The organism is uncultured Arthrobacter sp. (assembly GCF_947495145.1).
Lineage (GTDB): Bacteria > Actinomycetota > Actinomycetes > Actinomycetales > Micrococcaceae > Arthrobacter_D.
In genome coordinates, this window is the sequence record NZ_CANLXP010000011.1 from 68518 (window position 1) to 87378 (window position 18861).

General features: G+C 64.7%; 18 protein-coding genes and 1 tRNA gene. 9 read left to right on the forward strand and 10 right to left on the reverse strand.

Features of this window, described 5'->3' with window-relative positions:
- Window positions 1-96: 96 nt before the first annotated feature.
- The 4 genes from Q0877_RS10255 (at window position 97) to Q0877_RS10270 (ending at window position 3912) form a co-directional block, all read left to right on the forward strand.
- Entirely contained in the window at window positions 97-1491 is a 1395-nt protein-coding gene (locus Q0877_RS10255; protein WP_299167474.1) for a S8 family serine peptidase, read from the forward strand.
- Between the two features lie 34 nt (window positions 1492-1525).
- Window positions 1526-2962, forward strand: coding sequence for an NAD(P)/FAD-dependent oxidoreductase (locus Q0877_RS10260; RefSeq protein ID WP_299167423.1), 1437 nt, complete (start codon window positions 1526-1528; stop codon window positions 2960-2962).
- 117 nt (window positions 2963-3079) lie between these two features.
- On the forward strand, window positions 3080-3595 hold the full coding sequence (locus tag Q0877_RS10265) for a GNAT family N-acetyltransferase (protein ID WP_299167424.1): 516 nt from the start codon (window positions 3080-3082) through the stop codon (window positions 3593-3595).
- Window positions 3596-3633: 38 nt separating this feature from the next.
- Window positions 3634-3912, forward strand: coding sequence for a CHY zinc finger protein (locus tag Q0877_RS10270; protein WP_299167425.1), 279 nt, complete (start codon window positions 3634-3636; stop codon window positions 3910-3912).
- A gap of 17 nt (window positions 3913-3929) precedes the next feature.
- Here Q0877_RS10270 and Q0877_RS10275 read toward each other — a convergent pair.
- Window positions 3930-4005: transfer RNA gene (locus Q0877_RS10275), tRNA-Leu, on the reverse strand.
- Between the two features lie 245 nt (window positions 4006-4250).
- Here Q0877_RS10275 and Q0877_RS10280 point away from each other — a divergent pair.
- Window positions 4251-5633: an ABC transporter substrate-binding protein gene (locus Q0877_RS10280; protein ID WP_299167426.1), complete on the forward strand. Its 1383-nt coding sequence runs from the start codon at window positions 4251-4253 to the stop codon at window positions 5631-5633.
- Window positions 5634-6091: 458 nt separating this feature from the next.
- Here Q0877_RS10280 and Q0877_RS10285 read toward each other — a convergent pair whose 3' ends face one another.
- The 5 genes from Q0877_RS10285 to Q0877_RS10305 form a co-directional block, all read right to left on the reverse strand.
- On the reverse strand, window positions 6092-6877 hold the full coding sequence (locus Q0877_RS10285; protein WP_299167428.1) for an ABC transporter ATP-binding protein: 786 nt from the start codon (window positions 6875-6877) through the stop codon (window positions 6092-6094).
- On the reverse strand, window positions 6874-7872 hold the full coding sequence (locus Q0877_RS10290) for an ABC transporter ATP-binding protein (RefSeq protein ID WP_299167476.1): 999 nt from the start codon (window positions 7870-7872) through the stop codon (window positions 6874-6876). The genes Q0877_RS10285 and Q0877_RS10290 overlap by 4 nt, the downstream gene beginning before the upstream one ends.
- A gap of 98 nt (window positions 7873-7970) precedes the next feature.
- A complete protein-coding gene (locus Q0877_RS10295; RefSeq protein WP_299167430.1) occupies window positions 7971-8954 on the reverse strand; it encodes a branched-chain amino acid ABC transporter permease in 984 nt (327 codons plus the stop codon).
- 12 nt (window positions 8955-8966) lie between these two features.
- The gene (locus tag Q0877_RS10300; protein ID WP_299167478.1) at window positions 8967-10244 is read right to left on the reverse strand and encodes a branched-chain amino acid ABC transporter permease; all 1278 of its coding nucleotides are present in this window, start codon (window positions 10242-10244) and stop codon (window positions 8967-8969) included.
- A gap of 283 nt (window positions 10245-10527) precedes the next feature.
- Entirely contained in the window at window positions 10528-10824 is a 297-nt protein-coding gene (locus Q0877_RS10305; protein WP_299167480.1) for a co-chaperone GroES, read from the reverse strand.
- A 189-nt stretch (window positions 10825-11013) separates the two neighbouring features.
- Between Q0877_RS10305 and Q0877_RS10310 the strand changes: the two genes are divergently transcribed.
- Window positions 11014-11865 (forward strand): Bax inhibitor-1/YccA family protein, encoded by an 852-nt coding sequence (locus Q0877_RS10310; RefSeq protein WP_299167481.1) that lies wholly within the window; start codon window positions 11014-11016, stop codon window positions 11863-11865.
- 80 nt (window positions 11866-11945) lie between these two features.
- Here Q0877_RS10310 and galK read toward each other — a convergent pair whose 3' ends face one another.
- Genes galK through Q0877_RS10325 form a run of 3 tightly spaced genes read right to left on the reverse strand, consistent with a single transcriptional unit; the run spans window position 11946 to window position 15012 of the window.
- A complete protein-coding gene (gene galK, locus Q0877_RS10315) occupies window positions 11946-13088 on the reverse strand; it encodes a galactokinase (protein WP_299167431.1) in 1143 nt (380 codons plus the stop codon).
- Complete coding sequence (galT, locus tag Q0877_RS10320; protein WP_299167433.1) at window positions 13085-14221, reverse strand: galactose-1-phosphate uridylyltransferase; 1137 nt, start codon at window positions 14219-14221, stop codon at window positions 13085-13087. Before galT ends, galK begins: the two co-directional genes overlap by 4 nt.
- Complete coding sequence (locus tag Q0877_RS10325; RefSeq protein WP_299167435.1) at window positions 14218-15012, reverse strand: DeoR/GlpR family DNA-binding transcription regulator; 795 nt, start codon at window positions 15010-15012, stop codon at window positions 14218-14220. Before Q0877_RS10325 ends, galT begins: the two co-directional genes overlap by 4 nt.
- A 139-nt stretch (window positions 15013-15151) precedes the next feature.
- Here Q0877_RS10325 and Q0877_RS10330 point away from each other — a divergent pair, with 139 nt between their 5' ends.
- Genes Q0877_RS10330 through Q0877_RS10340 form a run of 3 tightly spaced genes read left to right on the forward strand, consistent with a single transcriptional unit; the run spans window position 15152 to window position 18286 of the window.
- Window positions 15152-16441 carry an AI-2E family transporter gene (locus Q0877_RS10330; RefSeq protein ID WP_299167437.1) on the forward strand — a complete coding sequence of 430 codons (1290 nt, stop codon included), beginning with the start codon at window positions 15152-15154 and terminating at the stop codon, window positions 16439-16441.
- Between the two features lie 56 nt (window positions 16442-16497).
- A complete protein-coding gene (gene ilvA, locus Q0877_RS10335) occupies window positions 16498-17694 on the forward strand; it encodes a threonine ammonia-lyase (RefSeq protein WP_299167483.1) in 1197 nt (398 codons plus the stop codon).
- Window position 17695: 1 nt separating this feature from the next.
- A complete protein-coding gene (locus Q0877_RS10340; RefSeq protein WP_299167439.1) occupies window positions 17696-18286 on the forward strand; it encodes a rhomboid family intramembrane serine protease in 591 nt (196 codons plus the stop codon).
- 47 nt (window positions 18287-18333) lie between these two features.
- Here the strand turns inward: Q0877_RS10340 and greA are convergent, their stop codons facing one another.
- Window positions 18334-18828, reverse strand: a complete 495-nt coding sequence (gene greA, locus Q0877_RS10345; protein WP_299167485.1) for a transcription elongation factor GreA — start codon at window positions 18826-18828, stop codon at window positions 18334-18336.
- Between the last annotated feature and the right edge of the window lie 33 nt (window positions 18829-18861).

Consider the following 18861-nt stretch of genomic DNA (forward strand, 5'->3'; position numbering starts at 1 on the left):
CATCCGGTGATTTTCTCTGCACCGACAACCTCTTCTACGGGCTACCGCGCTTCTCCGCCGCGGGCGGTCGCCGCCGTTGTTGCGTTAGCACTCAGCCTGGCGGCCGCCGTCGTCGGTCCTGTTGACACCGCCAGCGCACACGGCGGCGAGATCCGCGACCGTGAGTACTGGCTCGAGGACTACGGCATCACCGAGGCGTGGGAAGACACCAAGGGCGCCGGAGTGACGGTCGCGGTCATAGACAGCGGTGTCGACGGAAGCCACCCGGATCTGGAAGGCGTGGTTACCGGCGGCACGGATGTCTCCGGTGCCGGAGCGCCCGACGGGCAGCGCGGTATCGGCGAGGTTCCCGAGCACGGCACCCTGGTCGCCAGCCTGATTGCGGGCCGGGGGCATGAGGCGGAGGAACCGGAAGCAAGCCCTTCAGCCTCTCCGTCCGCCACCGCTTCTCCTTCTGCCACCGGATCGCCGTCCGCCACAGCGTCGCCGTCGGCGGAAGCTGAGGAATCTGCGGTCCAGGCAGCCGGCCGCGGGCCGGACGGCGTCGTCGGCGTGGCGCCGGAGTCCGAGCTGCTGGCTGTCTCCCTCTGGATTGGCGGTGAGTCCTCCGGCGCCAATCCCGCCGGGGTCAGCATCGATGACCAGATTCCCAATGCAGTTCGCTGGGCCGTGGACAACGGTGCCTCAGTGATCAACATGTCGTTGGGCAGCACGTCGCCCACCTGGCCGGAGAGCTGGGACGAGGCGTTCCTCTATGCGGAACAGAACGACGTCGTCATTGTTGCCGCAGCCGGTAACCGCGCCGGAGGCTCGGTGCAGGTGGGTGCACCGGCCACCATGCCGGGCGTTCTTGCTGTCGGCGGCCTGGACGCCGAGGGCGTGGCCAGCCGTGAATCCTCCTCCGAGGGCATCAGCATCGGGATCGCGGCGCCTGCCGAGAACCTGGTCGGGGCGCTGCCGGGTGATCTCTACGCCAGCAAATGGTCCGGCACCTCGGGGGCTGCGCCATTGGTGTCCGGCGTCGCGGCGCTCATCCGTGCCAAGTACCCGGACCTGACGGCCCCGCAGGTCATCAACCGGATCATTATGACCGCACGCGATGCCGGCATCCCCGGCAAGGACACCATTTACGGCCACGGAATTCTCGACGCCGCCGCCGCGGTGAACGCGGACCTCGCAGTTCCCGAGGAGCGGCTGCTCGGCGCCGGGGGAGTGGTGAGCATGGCGCAGTACATCGAGACGTACCGGCGGGGTGACGTCCCTCCACCGCCGCCGCCGGAACCGACGCCGTCCGAGGAACCGCTCCCGGATATCCCCGAACCCACCGTCCCTGCAGCAGCGGAACCCGCCTCGACCACCACGTCGGTGCCTGCCTTCATTGTGTTCGGATTCGGGGGGTTGATCCTCTTCATCCTGCTCGGCGGGACCTACCAGGTGATTCGGGTCTACCGGGGTGGCAGGGATGCAGAAACGGACAGCAACGGCAGCTAGTGAAGATTTTCACAAAGTCCGGTACGCTGTTTCCATGGCTCAAACCTCCACGTTTTCTGATCGTCCCCGGATCCTCGTTGTCGGCGGCGGCTACGTTGGCCTCTACGTAGCCCACAAGCTGCAAAAGAAGGTGAAGGACCACGGCGGCATCGTCACGCTCGTTGATCCCTTGCCGTACATGACCTACCAGCCGTTCCTCCCCGAGGTGGCGGGTGGAAACATCGAGGCGCGTCACGCCGTCGTCTCGCACCGCATGCACCTGTCGGACACCGAGCTCATCACGGGCAAGGTCACCGGCGTCAACCACTCCTCGCGCACGGCCACCGTTGAACCGGCGGACGGCAGTGAGCCCTTCAAGCTGACCTACCGCGACATCGTCATCGCGGCCGGCGCCATCACCCGCACTTTCCCCATCGAGGGGCTTGCGGAAGAGGGCATCGGCCTCAAGACCATCGAGGAAGCCGTCGCCCTGCGCAACCAGCTGCTGGAGCGCATCGAGACCGGCTCCCTGATGGAACCGGGCCCGGAGCGTGACCGCGCACTGACCTTCGTCGTCGTCGGCGGTGGCTTCGCCGGCATTGAAGCGCTTGCGGAGATGGAAGACCTTGCCCGCGCTGCGGTCAAGAGGAACCAGCGTCTTGAGCGTTCCGACGTGCGGTTCGTGCTCGTCGAGGCCATGGGTCGCATCATGCCCGAGGTCACCGAAGAGCAGGCTGAGTGGGTTGTGGAGCACCTTCGTGCCCGCGGCGTCCAGGTCATGCTGAACACCTCGCTCGCCAGCGCCAAGGACGGCAAGCTGAAGCTCATCAACATGCCGGACAAGTCCGCTGCCGATGAATTCGAGACCGATACCCTCGTCTGGACCGCAGGCGTGCAGGCCAACCCCGTGGTCCGCAATACCGACTTCCCCATCGACGAGCGCGGCCGCGTCCGTGCCAGCGCTGAACTGCGTATCACCGGCGACGACGGCCCGCTGGACGGCGCCTGGGCAGCCGGCGACGTCTCTGCCGTGCCTGATCTCTCCGGTGGCGGCGTAGGCGGCTTCTGCGTCCCCAACGCACAGCACGCGGTCCGCCAGGCCAAGCTCCTTGCCGACAACATCTACGCCGAGCGGTACGGCGTTGGCCGCGTCCGCGAGTACCGGCACAAGAACCTCGGCGCGGTTGCCGGGTTCGGCCAGTACAAGGGCGTCGCCAACATCATGGGCTTCGGCATGCGCGGACTGCCCGCATGGCTCGCCCACCGCGGCTACCACGGCATGGCAATGCCGATGTTCGAGCGCAAGGCGCGGGTTGTGGGCAACTGGGTGCTCGGTTTTGTCTTCGGACGCGACACCACCCAGCTGATGGACCTGGACACCCCGCGCCGCCAGTTCCGCGAGGCTGCTACCCCGCCGCCGAAGAAGCAGGAAACGCCGTCCCTGGACAAGAACCGTACCGAGGACACGGAGAAGACCGCAGCCAAGGCCTAGCAGCCAAGGCCTAGCAGCCAAGGCCTAGCAGCCAAGGCCTGGCAACTTCTCAAGGCGACGGTGGCACCTTTCCGGGTGCCGCCGTCGTCGTCGTTTAAGCGGCTATAGTTCTCGATCGTGAGGATCCGCACCGAGACACCCGCAGACCGTCCCGCGGCACTCGCCGTCACTGAGGCCGCTTTCGCGCCCCGCGCGAGCGGCGACAGGCCTGTCGAAGCGGTCCTGCTTGAACAGCTCTGGGTGAGCCCTGCCTACCTTCCTGCGCTGTCCCTCGTAGCAGAGGACGACGGCGGCACCCTCTGCGGCTACGTCCTCACCACCCGCGCGCACATTGGGCACGTTCCCTCCCTGGGTCTCGGCCCGATCGGCGTGCTTCCGGCGCGTCAGGGCCAGGGCGTCGGCAGGCTGCTTCTGGAGGAATCCATTGCGCGTGCGGCAGGTCTGGGGGAGTCCTCTCTGGTGTTGCTGGGCAGCCCCGCGTTCTATGGCCGCTTCGGCTTCGTCCGCGCAGACGCGCTGGGCGTCAATCCGCCGGAACCGGCATGGGGAGCGGACTTCATGATCCGGTCGCTGAATGATGCCGGCTTGCCGACCGGCAACTTCCGGTACGCGCCGCCGTTCGAGGCGCTGTGAGGGTTCTGGGGCGTGCGGTCGATGACCAGACACGGTGCGTGCATTACCGGACGGAGCTGGACATCGTCGCGATCCGGTTCAAGTGCTGCGGCGAGTTCTATCCGTGCCATCTGTGCCATGCGGAGACAGCGGGCCACGACGCCGTTGTGTGGCCGCTCGGTGAGCGCAGCGCGCAGGCGATCCTCTGCGGTGTCTGCAGCCGCACCATGTCCATTCGGGACTACCTGGAGGCTGACGGGTGTTCGTCGTGCAAGTCGCCGTTCAATCCGGGCTGCCGACTGCACAGGCACCTGTACTTCGAGACTGAAAAGCGCTGACTCCGCGGCGGCGGAGATGGTGCCCCAGGTGGGACTCGAACCCACACTGTGAAGATTTTAAGTCTCCTGCCTCTGCCATTGGGCTACTGGGGCGTAACTTCCGACGGACCTCCCGGGGGAGATTCCACCGGAGCATCCCATCAAGAATACGCGAACCAGGCGCGCGCTTAGCCGATCGAGCCCGAGGGCTAGTCAAGACCCCTGTGACGAGCGTTACAAGGATGTAACCAGATTTGCTTATCTTGGACACGTTTTTGCACTAGCTTTTTCACATACCAGGAACACCTGGTGATCGCATCAAAGACTGATCGAGTCTTTCGATCGAGGAGATAAATTTCATGACAGCAACACGTAACTCCGCGCGGTTCAGCATCGGGGAGAATGCTCCGCGCGCAGCGAAGATTGCGGCCCTCAGTCTGGGAGTCGCGCTTTTCGCATCTGCCTGCGGTGGAAATCCCACCCCCGAAGGAGAAGGCGACGCATCTTCGGCACCGGCAGCGTCGGGACTGACCTGTCCCGAGAGTCAGGGCGGCGCAGCCCCCGAGCCCGGCGAGAAGGGCGATCCGAGTGCAGTACCCGAGGCGGAAACAACTTCCGAATCTCCCCTGGTGCTCGGATCTCTCCTGCCTACCACAGGTGCCCTCGCATTCCTCGGTCCCCCCGAAATCGCAGGCGTGAATCTTGCGGTGCAGGAAATCAACGAGGCCGGCGGTGTGCTCGGCCAGGATGTTGAGATCATCCACCGCGATTCCGGTGACACAACCACCGACATCGCAACGCAGTCCGTCACTGACCTTCTGTCCCAGGATGTCAGCGCGATTGTCGGTGCGGCGTCGTCGGGCGTATCGCAGACCGTGATCAACCAGATCACCGGTGCAGGCGTCGTTCAGATGTCTCCTGCCAACACGTCTCCGGACTTCACAGACTGGGATGACAACGGGCTCTACTGGCGTACCGCGCCCTCCGATGTACTGCAGGGCCGCGTGCTCGGCAACTACATCATGGCCTGTGGCGCTCAGACCGTTGGCATGATCGTACTCAACGATGCGTACGGCACCGGCCTGCAGGCCAGCATCACGGAAGCCGTCGAGAGTGCCGGCGGCCAGATTGTCGCAGAGGAACTCTTCAACGAGGGTGACTCGCAGTTCAGCAGCCAGGTGGACGCGCTTGTCGCGGCCGAGCCTGACGCCTACGTGGTTATCAGCTTCGACCAGGCCAATAGCATCATCCCGCTGATGACCGGTCAGGGCGTTGACCCAGGTTCGATGTTTTTCGTGGATGGCAACACCGCCGACTACAGCGAGGATCTTGATCCCGGAACCCTCGAAGGCGCACAGGGCACCCAGCCCGGTTCCTTCGCAGGCGACCAGTTCAAGGAAGCGCTGGCCGGCATTGACGACAGCCTGAACGTCTGGAACTACGCAGGTGAAAGCTACGACGCCGTGAACCTCATTGCGCTCGCCTCTGACGCAGCGGGATCCACTGACGGAGCAGCAATTGCGGCCGAGCTCGAGGCAGTCTCCAAGGAAGGCACGGAGTGCTTCGACTACGCAGGCTGCATCACCCTGCAGCGCGACGGTGAGGATATTGACTACCAAGGCATCTCCGGCCCGATCACGTTCGACGAGAACGGTGATCCGACCGAAGCCTTCATCGGTATCTACGAGTTCGACGCAGAGAACGTCCCGCAGCCTTACCGTTCTGAGGCCGGACAGCTCTAAGCTCCATCGCACCATCTGATTCACTCGCACAGTACAGAGGAGCCCTTCCCGGCCGGGAGGGGCTCCTCTGCGTCCGGCGCGTGCCGATTGGGTGAACGATCGCCGCCGACGTAGGAGACAATCCTGCAGTTTGTGGGCGGATGCGACGACGCCGGTTCTTCGGAAGGGCGTGAATCCGCGGTTTGTCGGTCGCGTCCACGCCAGAACCTGCAGGATTGTGCGTAGCCCGTGCCAGTCTGCTCAGCTTTTTCCGACGCTGCGGGATGTTGCCCGCCAATTGGAAGGCTGCTGCGGCACAACGGCCACCACAATGACGCAAGAACTGAGCAGACCGGGACGTACGCTCGCACGCGGCTCGCACGCCGATGGGGTCGGCTGCTCGCCCCTGCGTCCCGGGAGTGCCCTGAACGCAGCTGAGGCCCCCTCCTGGATGGAGAGGGCCTCAGCGGGTCTTACTGCTACGCCGTGTCTGCGAGGGTTCCGAGATAGAGCTGAATGACCTTGGGGTCCTTCATGAGCTCGCGTCCGGTGCCGGTGTAGGCGTCCTTGCCCTGGTCGAGGACATAGGCCCGGTCACAGATCTGCAGGCACCGCCGCGCGTTCTGCTCCACCATGATCACCGAGACGCCGGCCCGGTTGATCTCGTGGACGCGCAGGAACGTCTCATCCTGTTTCACGGGGGAGAGGCCAGCCGAGGGCTCATCAAGGAGGAGCACGGCCGGTTCCATCATGAGCGCCCTGCCCATTGCAACCATCTGACGCTCACCGCCGGAGAGCGACCCTGCACGCTGGGCCCGGCGCTTGCCCAGCTCAGGGAAGAGTCCGGTAACGAAGTCGAAGCGTTCCTTGAAGTCCTTCGGACGCTGGAACATGCCCATCTGCATGTTCTCTTCGATGGTGAGGGTGGCGAAGACGTTGTTGTTCTGCGGTACGAAGCCCACGCCCTTGCTCACCAGCTTGTTGGCTTTGAGTCCGGTGATGTCCTGGTCGCGCACCACTACCGTGCCGGAGTGCACTTTCACGAGTCCGAACATCGCCTTGAGCAGGGTCGACTTGCCGGCACCGTTGGGCCCGATAATTCCGATCAACTCACCTGACCGCGCCTCGATCGAGCAGCCATTGAGGATGTTCACGCCGGGAAGGTAGCCGGCCACCAGGTCGGTGACCTTCACGACGGACTTCCCCGGTGCCGCCTCTGCGCTCGTGGCGCGCTGGGAACCTGCGGTTCCTGCTGCTTCGCTCATCGCCGATCCTCTGTTCCTGTGTCTCGTGCCGTTCCTTCGAGTTCGGTGATCCTGGTGTGGTCCAGAAGCCCCGCGTCCTCGGTTCCCACCACAGATTCCTCGTCCTGGGAGAGCTCGGCTTCGAGCTTCTCGACGCCGTGCGAGTCGCCCAGGTCCACATCATGGTGCGCACCCAGATAGGCGTCAATGACCGCCGGATCCTTCATGACGACGTCGGGAGTACCCTCCGCGACCACGCGGCCTTCCGCCATGACCACCACCCAGTCAGCCACGTGGCGGACCATATGCATGTCGTGTTCGACGAACAGGACGCTCATGCCCTCTGCCTTGAGGTTCTTGATGTGGTCGAGCAGCGACTGGGTCAGCGCAGGGTTCACGCCGGCCATCGGCTCGTCGAGCATCACCAGACGGGGCTTGACCATCAGCGCCCGTGCCATCTCGAGCAGCTTGCGCTGGCCGCCGGAGAGCGAGGCAGCGTAGTCGTCGGTCTTCGTGTCGAGCTTGAACTTCTGCAGCAGAACCTCGGCCTGTGCGGTGATTTCCTTCTCGCGTCCACCCCACAGGCCCTTGAACAGGGCGCGGGCGAGGCTTTCACCGGGTTGGTCCGTCGCTCCGAGGCGCATGTTCTCCATGACGGTGAGCTTGCCCATGACCTTGGTCAACTGGAACGTACGGACCATGCCGAGACGCGCCACCTTGTAAGGCGCGACGCCGGCGAGGGAGTGGCCGTCGAAGTTCCACTCACCGCTCTGGGGGGTATCGAAGCCGGTGAGCAGGTTGAACAGGGTGGTCTTGCCCGCGCCGTTCGGTCCGATGAGCGCGGTGATCTTGTTCCGCGGAATTTCGAGGTAGTCGACATCCACTGCGTTGATGCCGCCGAAGCTCCGGGTGACTTTCTTCGCCGTGACGATGGGATCACGCTTGCGGCAGCCCGGACCGGGGGTGTCCTCGGTGATGGGTCGCGAGTCAGTCATGTAATCGATGCCCTCAGCCATGGACGCATCCGATGGTTCGGACGGGCGGACGGCGTGAGCTGCACGCCGTCCGGCCGGCTTTGCTGGAGAGCCCGCTGTGGGTTCCGCTGTGGGTTCACTCATGCGAACGCCAACTCCTTCTTGTTACCGAGTACGCCCTGCGGCCTGAAGATCATGAGCAGCATGAGCGCAACACCCACCAGGATGTACCGGAGCTGGCCGGCCTGGACGTTGGTGAGGAATGTGATGGCACCGATTTCGATGGCGCCGAAGAGCAGGCTCTGGGTCAATGACAGAACCACCCAGAAGATCATTGCCCCGATAACCGGGCCAAGGACAGTGGCCATGCCGCCGAGCAGCACCACCGTGTAGAGGAAGAACGTGAGCTCAGTTGCGTAGTTTGCCGGCTGGACGGCTCCGCGGGGGATCGTGAAGATCATTCCCGCGAACGTGCCCATGAGCCCGCCGATGATCAGGGCCTGCATCTTGTAGGCGTAGACGTTCTTGCCGAGGGAACGGACCGCGTTCTCGTCTTCGCGGATGCCCTTGAGCACACGTCCCCAGGGGCTGCGCATGAGAAGCCAGACGGTCACACACGCCAAAGCCACGATGGTCCAGGCCACGAGCCGGACAAACAGGCTGTCTTCGCTCATGGTCAGCGGACCGACGTTGTACGTACCCTCCGGGATGGGGTTGAGCGCGAAGAACCCGTTCTCGAACCCGCCGGCGAGTCCGTTGGCCGAACCGGTGATGTTGGTCAGGCTGTTGGTGGTCACGATGTACCGCACGATTTCCGCGGCGGCGATGGTGACGATCGCGAGGTAATCAGCCCGCAGTCGCAGGGTCGGAATACCCAGTATGACGGCGAAGATCACCGAGGCGAGCAGCGCCACCAGTACTGCCACGGGCAGGGGTGCGTTGAAGCTCAGCGTTGAGATGGCGTAACCGTAGGCACCCATCGCCATGAAGCCGGCCTGGCCGAAGTTGAGCAGGCCGGAGTAGCCGAAGTGAACAGCGAGGCCGAGGGCAGCAAGTGCGTAGGCCGCCGTCGTCGGGCTGATGATCTCGCCGAAGGCGAGGGCAAGAATGTTTCCGAAGTCCATATCAGTTGGCCCCTAACCTACGCGCTCTCGACGGCCGAGGATGCCCTCTGGCCTGAAGAGAAGAACAATGATCATGATGAGCAGAGCGCCGACGTACTTGAGGTCGGCCTCCAGCCAGATCGTGGACACCTCGACGAAGAGGCCCACGATGAGTGACCCGACGAGGGCGCCGAAGACTGTCCCCAGGCCGCCGAGAACCACACCCGCGAAGATCAGCAGCAGGATCTGCTGGCCCATGTTGAAGGAGACACCCGGGCGGTAGTAGGCCCAAAGGATGCCGCCGAGGGCCGCGAGTGCTCCGCCGACTACCCAGACGAGCCGGATAACCCGGTCGACGTCGATACCGGAAGCTGCTGCCAGCGCCGGGTTGTCAGCCACTGCGCGCGTTGCCTTGCCGATGCGGGTTCGCAGGAGCAGGAATGCGATGAGCAGGATGACAACGAGGCTGGTGATGAGGGAGTTCAGGTTGTTCTGCGAGATGGATACCGGACCGAAGTCGAGGATCCGGCCCTGCGCCCCGGGCAGTTGCTGGGTGGCGCCGCCGAAGAAGAACTGGATGATGTAGCGCAGCGCCAGGGCCAGGCCGATGCTGACGATCATCATTGGGATGAGGCCCGAACCGCGCTTGCGCAGCGGCTTCCAGAGCCCGGCGTCCTGCACATAGCCGAGCGCAGCGCCACCGATGACGGCCAGGATGATTGCCACGAATGCCGGCAATCCCAGAGCCGCGAAGGCAAAGGTCATCACAGCACCGGCGGTGACCATCTCGCCGTGGGCGAAGTTGGTGAGCCCTGTGGTTCCGAAGATCAGGGAGAGTCCGACGGCGCTCAGCGCGAGGAGGAGTCCGAAGCTGAGGCCGGCCACCGCGCGGTCCGCAAAGACGTTCCAGAAACTTGTGGTTTCCAGGACGATTCCCTCACCGAACAGGAACAAGGTGGTGATATTCGTGGTTCCGGCGAACGTGACGGTGCGGGGGTTCTCCTGGCCTTCAGCCAGGGCAGCGCCCTCGGGAAGCGTGGACTCATCGAGTTCCACCTCGTAGGCGCCCTGTTCCGGAACCTCGATGGTCCAGGATCCGTTGTCGTCGGAGGTGGTTTCGCCTTCGAAACCCTCGCCCGTGACCGAAATTCGGACGTCCGCGAGCGGACCCTCGGCGTTGCGCAGGACGCCGCTGATTCGATTCTGGAATTCCCCGGCCTGGACGGAGGCGGGGGTCTGCACGTTCATGTCGGTTGCCGCAGCGTGTGTTGACGCTCCTGCGGCGGGTGCGCTCATGAACAGTGCGGCCATGAGGCCGGCAATCAGGAGCAATAGCCTCCTGCGCCATGCCGGCGTCGGCTTGGTTATCAAGTTATGAACCTCCACGATGGTGGCTTGTCCGTCGAGGTACGACGGCCCTACAGCCTGTGATCGAAGTCACGCAGTGTGGAGATTATGTTACCTGCGCTGAGTTACCACTATTCGCCATATGGGGGCTTCCAGATAGCGATTGAATAACAACTGTCCGGTTCGGGTTACCGGCGGGTAGCGCAGACGCCGTCGGACGAGGAAACTGGCCCGGCACTGAGGGAGGCTAGAGGTAGAGACCGGTGCCGACGTCGTCGGTCTCGGGCTGCGCTACTGCGTGGACATCCCGCTCGCGCAGGAGGATGTAGTCGGTGCCGCCGACGTCGACCTCGGACTTGTCTTCCGGGTCGAAGAGCACACGGTCACCGCGTGAGACCTGCCGGACGCTGGGCCCTGCGGCTGCGACGTCGGCCCATGCCAGCCGCTTGCCCATGACCGCGGTGGCGGGAATGACAATGCCCGACGACGACCGCCGTTCGCTGCTGTCCTTGTCCAGGATCACCAGGAGGCGGTCATGCAGCATTTTCAGCGGCAGTGCATCGGGAATCGGGGCATGGGTAGCTGGTGGGTTCGGCACGCCGACAGTCTACCGTTGGAGCTCTCGCGTAATCGTTCGCTCAATCTGCGCGGCGACAGGAACAAATCGGCTCCGGATCCGTTGATATTGGTAGGGTTGAAACATCTCAGCCCCCAGATGGAGGACTACATCACAATGGCAATCGGCGGTAACCCGGTTTTCAACGGTAAGAACTTCCGTACCGCTGCCCGCGGCAACAGTCCGGCAGCGTACGGTTCCACAGCATTGGCCGGTCAAACGGCCATGAACCAGCAGCAGCTGGAGCACCTCTACAACCAGCCTTCGGCAGGTCCCGCGGAGACGGGCCGCATGACGTTCGACGACGTCATCGTCAAGACGGTCGCCACCATCGGCATGGTGCTGATCGGCGCGGCGGTTCCGGCGTTCCTGTTCCCCTCGCTGGCGCCCCTGCTGATGATCGTCGGCCTGATCGGCGGTTTCGTACTCGGGCTGGTCAACTCCTTCAAGCGTGAGCCTGTTCCCGCGCTGATTCTTGGCTACGGCTTCCTTGAGGGCCTGTTCCTCGGTGGGCTGACCATGTTCCTGGAAGCCCAGTTCCCGAACATCGCCATGCAGGCGCTTCTCGGCACGCTGTCGGTCTTCGCGGTAACCCTGCTGCTGTTCAAGAGCGGCAAGGTGCGCGCTACGCCCAAGGCCATGAAGATCTTCATGATCGCGATGATCGGCTACGCGCTGTTCAGCCTCGTGAACCTTGGCCTGATGGTCTTCGGCGTCAGCAATGATCCCTGGGGCCTGCGCACGGGCGTAGAGATCTTCGGGATCCCGCTTGGTGTTCTGGTCGGCGTGCTTGCGATCGGCCTTGCTGCCTTCGCCCTGGTCATCGACTTCACCATGATCAGCGAGGGCGTCCGCAACGGCGCACCGCGCAAGTACTCCTGGACGGCAGCGTTCGGCCTGACTGTCACCCTCGTGTGGCTGTACGTCGAGTTCCTCCGCCTCATCGCAATCCTGCGCGGCAGCGAGTAAACAACGCTCTGACAGATACATTAAGGACGGCCCCCGACAATGTCGGGGGCCGTCCTGCTGTTAAGGGTAGGGCAGTGGGGTCAGGAAACCCGGCCGGCTCCCTCAGCGGGGGAGACCGCGAAGATGGCCGGCTCGGTGAATCCTGCTTCGGCGAAGGCTGCTGTGACCGCGGAGCTGACGCGGTCGATGTCCTCCACCTGAACCAGCGCGATGGCTGAGCCGCCAAAGCCACCCCCGGTCATGCGGGAGCCCAATGCACCGGCTTTCCGGGAGGATTCAACGGCGAGGTCGAGTTCGGCACAGGAGATCTCGAAGTCGTCCCGCATGGATACATGGCTGGCGTCGAGCAGCGGTGCAATTGCCTGCGGTCCTTCCGCGTGGAGGAGTTCGACGGCGGCCTGCACCCGGGCATTCTCGGTCACAACGTGCCGCACCCGACGGAAGGTCTCGTCGTCGAGCAGCCCGGACGCTTCTTCGAGGTCGTCCTCACTCAGGTCGCGCAGCGCACGGACGCCCATCACGTCGGCACCGATCTCGCAGGCGCGCCGACGGGCTGCATACCCGCCGGTTGCGTGGGAATGGCTGACCCGCGTGTCGATCACCAGCAGCGCCAGGCCGTTTTCCTGCAAGGGCAGCGGAACAAGCTCCGCATGCTGGCTTCGGCAGTCGAGGAACACCGCGTGTCCGACCTTGCCGAGCAGTGACGCGGACTGGTCCATGACCCCGGTGGGTGCGCCGACCATCTCGTTCTCGGCGCGCTGGCCGATCAGCGCGAGCTCCGAACCGGACAGGCCAAGTTCGTACAGCTCGTTGGCGGCGACAGCGACTGCGCATTCGATGGCAGCGGAGGAGGAAAGACCGGCTCCCACCGGAACCTGGGAGTCGATCAGCAGGTCCATGCCCTTGAGCTGGTGGCCTGCCTGACGCAGTGCCCAGAGAACTCCCACCGGATAGGCGGCCCAACCGTCGACGTCGCCGGCAGACAGTTCGTCCAGGTCGCTGACAATTACCTCACCGGAGTCGGAGAAAGTCGAGCTGACCCGGACGGTGGAGTCCTCGCGAACGGATGCGGCCACTGAAGTGGCCCGGTCAATGGCGAACGGCAGTACGAACCCGTCGTTGTAGTCAGTGTGCTCACCGATCACGTTCACGCGGCCGGGTGCTGCCCACACTCCGATGGGCGCGTGCCCGAAGCGATCCTCAAATTCCTGGACGAGGGTCATGCTGTTTCCTTCCCTGCGGAGGTCGCTGCGCGCAGGGTGGCGGCAACCTGCTCCGGAGTGGTGTCGTTGATGAAAGCGCCCATTGCTGCTTCCGAGCCGGCAAGGAACTTCAGCTTATCCTCGGCCCTACGGGGAGAGGTCAGCTGCAGGTGGAGATAGCCGGCTTCACGCAGTTCAGGAACCAGGGGCGCCTGGTGCCACGCGGCAATGTATGGCGTCGGCGTGCTGTAGATGCCGTCCACGCGGGCCAGCAGGTCAAGGTAGAGCGTGGTCAGCTCGTCCTTTTCCTCGCCGGTAAGCGCAGCGATGTCGGGTACGTGGCGGTGCGGCACCAGGTGCACCTCGAGGGGCCACCGTGCAGCAAACGGCACGAAGGCGCTGAAGTGTTCGCCTTCGAGCACCATGCGCTCGCCGGATTCCCGCTCGGACTTCAGCACCGAGCCCATGAGGGTTTCGCGCCCGTCGACGGCATCGAAGTAGCGGCGTGCTTCCCGGCCCATCAGCGCAGCGCGCGGTGGAACGAACGGGTAGGCGTAGATCTGCCCGTGCGGGTGCAGGAGGGTGACGCCGATGTCCGCGCCGCGGTTCTCGAACGGAAAGACCTGGCGGATGCCCTTCATCGCCGAGAGTGCTTCGGTCCGGTGTGCCCAGGCTTCGATGACGGTTCGCGCCCGCTCCGGCGGCAGGGACCCGAACGAGCCCTCGTGTGAGGAATCGAAGGCGACCACTTCGCACCGTCCGAAGGCCGGCGTCGTCGTACCCCAGCCTGTGGTAGCGGGCTGAAGGCCGGGTAGTTCCCCAAGGTCGGGGCCAAACGAGGAGAAGCGGTTCTCGAACACCACCACCTCGTAGTCGGAAGCGGGAACCTCGGAAAGATTGCTGGCTGTGGAGGGGCACAGCGGGCACTGGTCGGCCGGGGGAAGGTGGGTACGCGTCTGCCGGTGGGCGGCCACGGCCGTCCATTCGCCGGTCAGCGGGTCGTAGCGTACGTCTCCCGTGCCGCCGCGGGGCGGCAGCCCACGATGGTCGACGACGGCGGCAGCGTCGCGGTGCAGCGCCGCCGCTTCCTCGGTGGCGTCGAAGTAGATCAGTTCGCGCCCGTCCGAGAGACGGGTAGGAATTACCTGGGTCATGGTGTGTCCTGGGGATTGGAGGTTGGACTGGTTGGGGGAGCGGAGGCAGCAAGAATGCTGGTGGCGCGGGCATAGCGCGGGTCATCGGGCTCGGAGTCGGTCACAATGCAGTGCACCTGGTCGATCCCGGCAATACGCGCGAGGCTGACCGTGCCGAACTTCGTGGAGTCGGCGAGGATCACCAGGCGCCCGCACTGTTCGGCGAACGCCCGGTTGGTGTCTGCCTCGGCCAGGTTGGGAGTGGTGATTCCGGCCTGGGCGTCGACGCCGTGGGCGCCCATGAAGCACAGGTCCACGTTGAAGGATCGGACAGTTGACGTGGCGATGGGTCCCACCAGTGCCTCGGAGGGGGAGCGCTCACCGCCGGTCAGCAGGACGGTGACGCCGGGCGGAGCGTTTCGGCGCAGCTTTTCTGCGGCGGGCAGGGAGTTGGTGAGCACCGTGAGCGGCCCGGACAGGTGCTCGATCAGGCGGTACGTCGTGGTGCCGCCGGTAAGCGCCAGCGTCATGCCGGGCTGAATGAGCGCTGCTGCCGCCGCGGCGATCGACTCCTTGGCACCTGTGCGCTGGTCTGCGTTGGCCCCGAATCCCGGTTCCAGCGCGCTGAGAGCCGTGTGTGACGCCGCGCCGCCGTGGACCTTACGCAGTGCGCCGGCTGCATGGAGGCCGTCGATGTCGCGTCGGATGGTCATCTCGGAGACGCCCAGGTTCTCGGCAAGTTCGGCGACGCGGACGGTTCGCTGGACGCCGAGCCTGGCGAGAATGGCAGCGTGCCGATCGGCAGCGAGCATGGTGGGCTCCGGAGGATGGGTACGTGGTCAGGGCTGATCAATACGGAACAACAGGCGCTTAACAAAATACAACGATTCCGAACATATTCAAACACTTCGCAAAGACGGCTTTGTGGGTCGGCTATGAAAAGATTGATCCATGACGCGTCCACCGCGGCCAAAAGCGCAGCCAGCCTTGCATCAGGGTGGCTCCGCCGTGCCCGCCGTGCCCGCTGTGCCTGCCGGGCCTGCCGTGCCCGCCGTGCCTGCCGTGCCCGCTGTGCGCACAGCAGGCGAGGACGTCCCGTACGCATTGCGGATCAGCGCGGCTTGGGCGTGGCGCGTCGGTCTCGTCCTTGTGGTGTCCGCAGCGCTGCTGTGGCTCCTGAGTCAGATCTCGCTGCTCGTGATCCCGCTGATGATCGCCGGTCTCCTCTCCAGTCTGCTGACGCCGGCGGTCAGCTTCCTGCGCCGCCGGAAAGTACCGGGCGGGATTGCGGTCTCCGTCATCGTCCTAGGGTTCCTGCTTGCCGTTGCCGCCACGCTGTCGCTGGTCGGACAGCAGCTCGCCGTCGGCTTCGCCTCCCTGTGGGGGGAAGCGCTCGCGGGTATCCAGCAGGTGCAGGACTGGCTGTCGGACGGTCCGCTGGATCTCACCTCGTCCCAGATCGACGGGTTCATTGACGAGGTCGCCAACGCGGTAGACAACAACAGCGGCGTGATTGTCAGCGGCGCCCTCTCCTTCGGCTCCAGCGCAGGCTACTTCCTGGCCGGGCTGTTGCTGACAGTTTTCGCGCTTATCTTCTTCCTGCACGACGGCGACAGCATCTGGCGCTTTCTCGCCGGCCTTGCGCCGCGGCGGGCACGGGCGGCGATCACCGGTGCGGGCCGTCAGGGCTGGACCTCGATGGCGAACTACGTCCGGGTGCAGATTCTTGTCGCTTTCATCGACGCTGTCGGCATTGGCCTGGGAGCGGCCATCATCAACGTTCCGCTGGTGCTCCCGCTGACGGTCCTGGTCTTTCTGGGATCATTCATCCCCATCCTCGGCGCCCTGTTCACGGGTATGGTGGCGGTCCTGCTGGCGCTCGTGGCCAACGGGTGGGTCAATGCGCTGGTGATGCTTGCGATCGTATTGTTCGTGCAGCAGGTCGAAGGGCACATCCTGCAGCCCTTCGTCATGGGCAGGGCGGTGTCCCTGCACCCGCTGGCAGTGGTGCTGGCAGTAGCCGGCGGCTCGCTGGTAGCCGGTGTTGCCGGTGCACTCTTTTCCGTACCGCTGTTGGCCATCCTGAACACAGTGGTGCGTTACATAGCGGCCCGCGCCTGGGAGACGGATCCTGCCGTTGGCGCGCAGCCCCGATCTTCTGAACCCGGCGCGAGTCCTGCGTCCCATCCTTCCGGTGAATCAATTGCGCCGGAAACCTCTCCGAAAGAAGCCTCAACGTGACCACCGATCTCGCCCAGCTGGCAGTGACCCTCGAGGATGTCCTCGAAGCACAGAAAATGCTCGACGGCGTCATTGCGTACACCCCTATCGAAGACTCCCGCGCGCTCGGCAGGCTGACGGGTGCGAAGGTGTCGCTCAAGTGCGAGAACCTGCAGCGTGCGGGGTCATTCAAGGTCCGCGGTGCGTACGTCCGGATGGCCCGGCTCTCGGCGGAGGAGCGGGCTCGCGGCGTCGTGGCCGCCTCGGCAGGAAACCACGCGCAGGGCGTTGCAGTGGCGGCCGCCCGGCTGGGTATCCAGGCGCGCATCTACATGCCCCTCGGGGTGGCTCTGCCAAAGCTCGCGGCAACCCGCGGCCACGGCGCCGAAGTGGTGCTGCACGGGCACAACGTCGATGAAGCGCTGACCGAGGCCAAGCGGTACGCCGATGAGCACGGTGCAGTCTTCGTCCACCCGTTCGACAATGTGGACGTCGTGGCCGGGCAGGGCACCATCGGTTTGGAAATCCTCGAGCAGGTTCCCGACGTCGACACCATCCTGATGGGAGTGGGCGGCGGTGGGCTGCTGGCCGGCGTCGCCGTGGCCGTCAAGGCCCGGGCCCGTGAGCTGGGCCGGGAGATCCGCGTCATTGGAGTGCAGGCCGAGAATGCGGCAGCCTACCCGCCGTCGCTGGCTGCGGACGCACTGGTTCCGCTGCAGAAGGTCTCCACGATCGCCGACGGTATTGCGGTGGGTCGGCCGGGGCAGCTTCCGTTCTCCATCATCCGGGAACTGGTGGATGACGTCGTCACGGTCAGCGAGGATTCGCTCGCCCGCGCACTGATCTTCCTGCTCGAGCGCTCCAAGATGGTGGTCGAACCCGCCGGTGCGGTGGGCATCGCGGCACTGCTGGACGGGAAACTGACCGAGAACGGCGCCAACCCGGGGAACACCGCCGTCGTGCTGTCGGGTGGCAACATCGATCCAATGCTGATGCTGAAGGTGATCCAGCGCGGTCTGGCCGCCGCAGGAAGGTACCTGGTAGTGCGGATGCTGCTTGATGACCGTCCGGGTTCGCTCGCCACCATCTCGCGGATCATCGCCGAGTCCGATGCCAACGTGACCGGAGTGGACCACACCCGCGTGGGCGGCTCAATCAGCATGGGGGATGTAGCGATCACCATCAACATGGAAACGAAGGGCGAGGAGCACTGCGAGCAGGTCCTGAACAACCTGCGCGCAGAGGGCTTTCAGCCAGTCGTCATCCAGGGCTGACATGCTGGCGAAGAGGGCAAAGAGCGGGCTGACGGCAGTCGTCGTCTTCGTTGCGCTGCTCTGGGCTGTACACCTGGTCAACACGGCCACCGGCTTTTTCCTGATCCGGCTGCTCGGCATCGTGCCGCGGGAAGTGGAGGGGCTCGACGGCGTGTTGTTCGCACCGCTGCTGCATGCCGACTTCGGTCACCTGTTCAGCAACACTCTGCCGCTGCTGGTGCTGGGATTCCTTGCGTTCCTCGAGGGCGCCCGCCGCTTTGCCGTAGCTGTGGGAGCGAGTTGGCTGGCCTCGGGTGTTGGCGTGTGGATCTTCGGCGGCGGAGTGACAATCGGCGCGTCCGGGCTTGTCTTCGGGCTGTTTGCGTACCTGCTGGTGCGCGGCTTCTATAACCGCGACTGGAAGCAGATCGCCCTGGCTGTGCTGCTCTTTCTGATGTACGGCTCGCTGCTGTGGGGTGTGCTGCCCCAGTTCGGGTCCAACGTCTCCTGGCAGGCACACCTCTTCGGTGCACTCGGCGGAGTGCTGGCTGCCCTGATACTGAAACGGCGACCGGCCCCCTCCGGGACCGGCCGCCTGCCGCGTCAGCGTTAGTGGAGGGTCAGGGTTAACCGAGCGTCAGCGCTAGCTGAGAACTACAGTTAGCCCGCGTAGGGCTTCGCCGACAGGATCTCGACGGTGATTTCCTTGCCGTTGGGCGCGGTGTACTTTACGGTGTCTCCGGCCTTGTGGCCCTGGATGGCTGCGCCGAGCGGGGACTTCTCGCTGTAGACGTCGAGATCGGTGTCACCGGCTACCTCGCGGCTGCCGAGCAGGAAGCTTTCCTTGTCTCCGGCGATGTTCGCCTCGACCAGCATGCCTGGCTCGACAATGCCGTCATCAGCCGGCGATTCGCCGACGTGCGCGTTGTTCAGCAGTTCGGTGAGCTGACGGATGCGGGCCTCGGCCTTGCCCTGCTCTTCTTTGGCTGCGTGGTAACCGCCGTTCTCCTTGAGGTCACCCTCCGAACGGGCCTGCTCGATGCGGGCGACGATCTCGGTGCGGCCGGGGCCGGACAGGTGGTCCAGCTCAGCCTTGAGGCGCTCGTAGGACTCCTTGGTGAGCCAGGCGACGGATGCGCTGTTGGTGGACACGATATCTCCTTAGGTACGTCGAACCCCTGAGCGGGA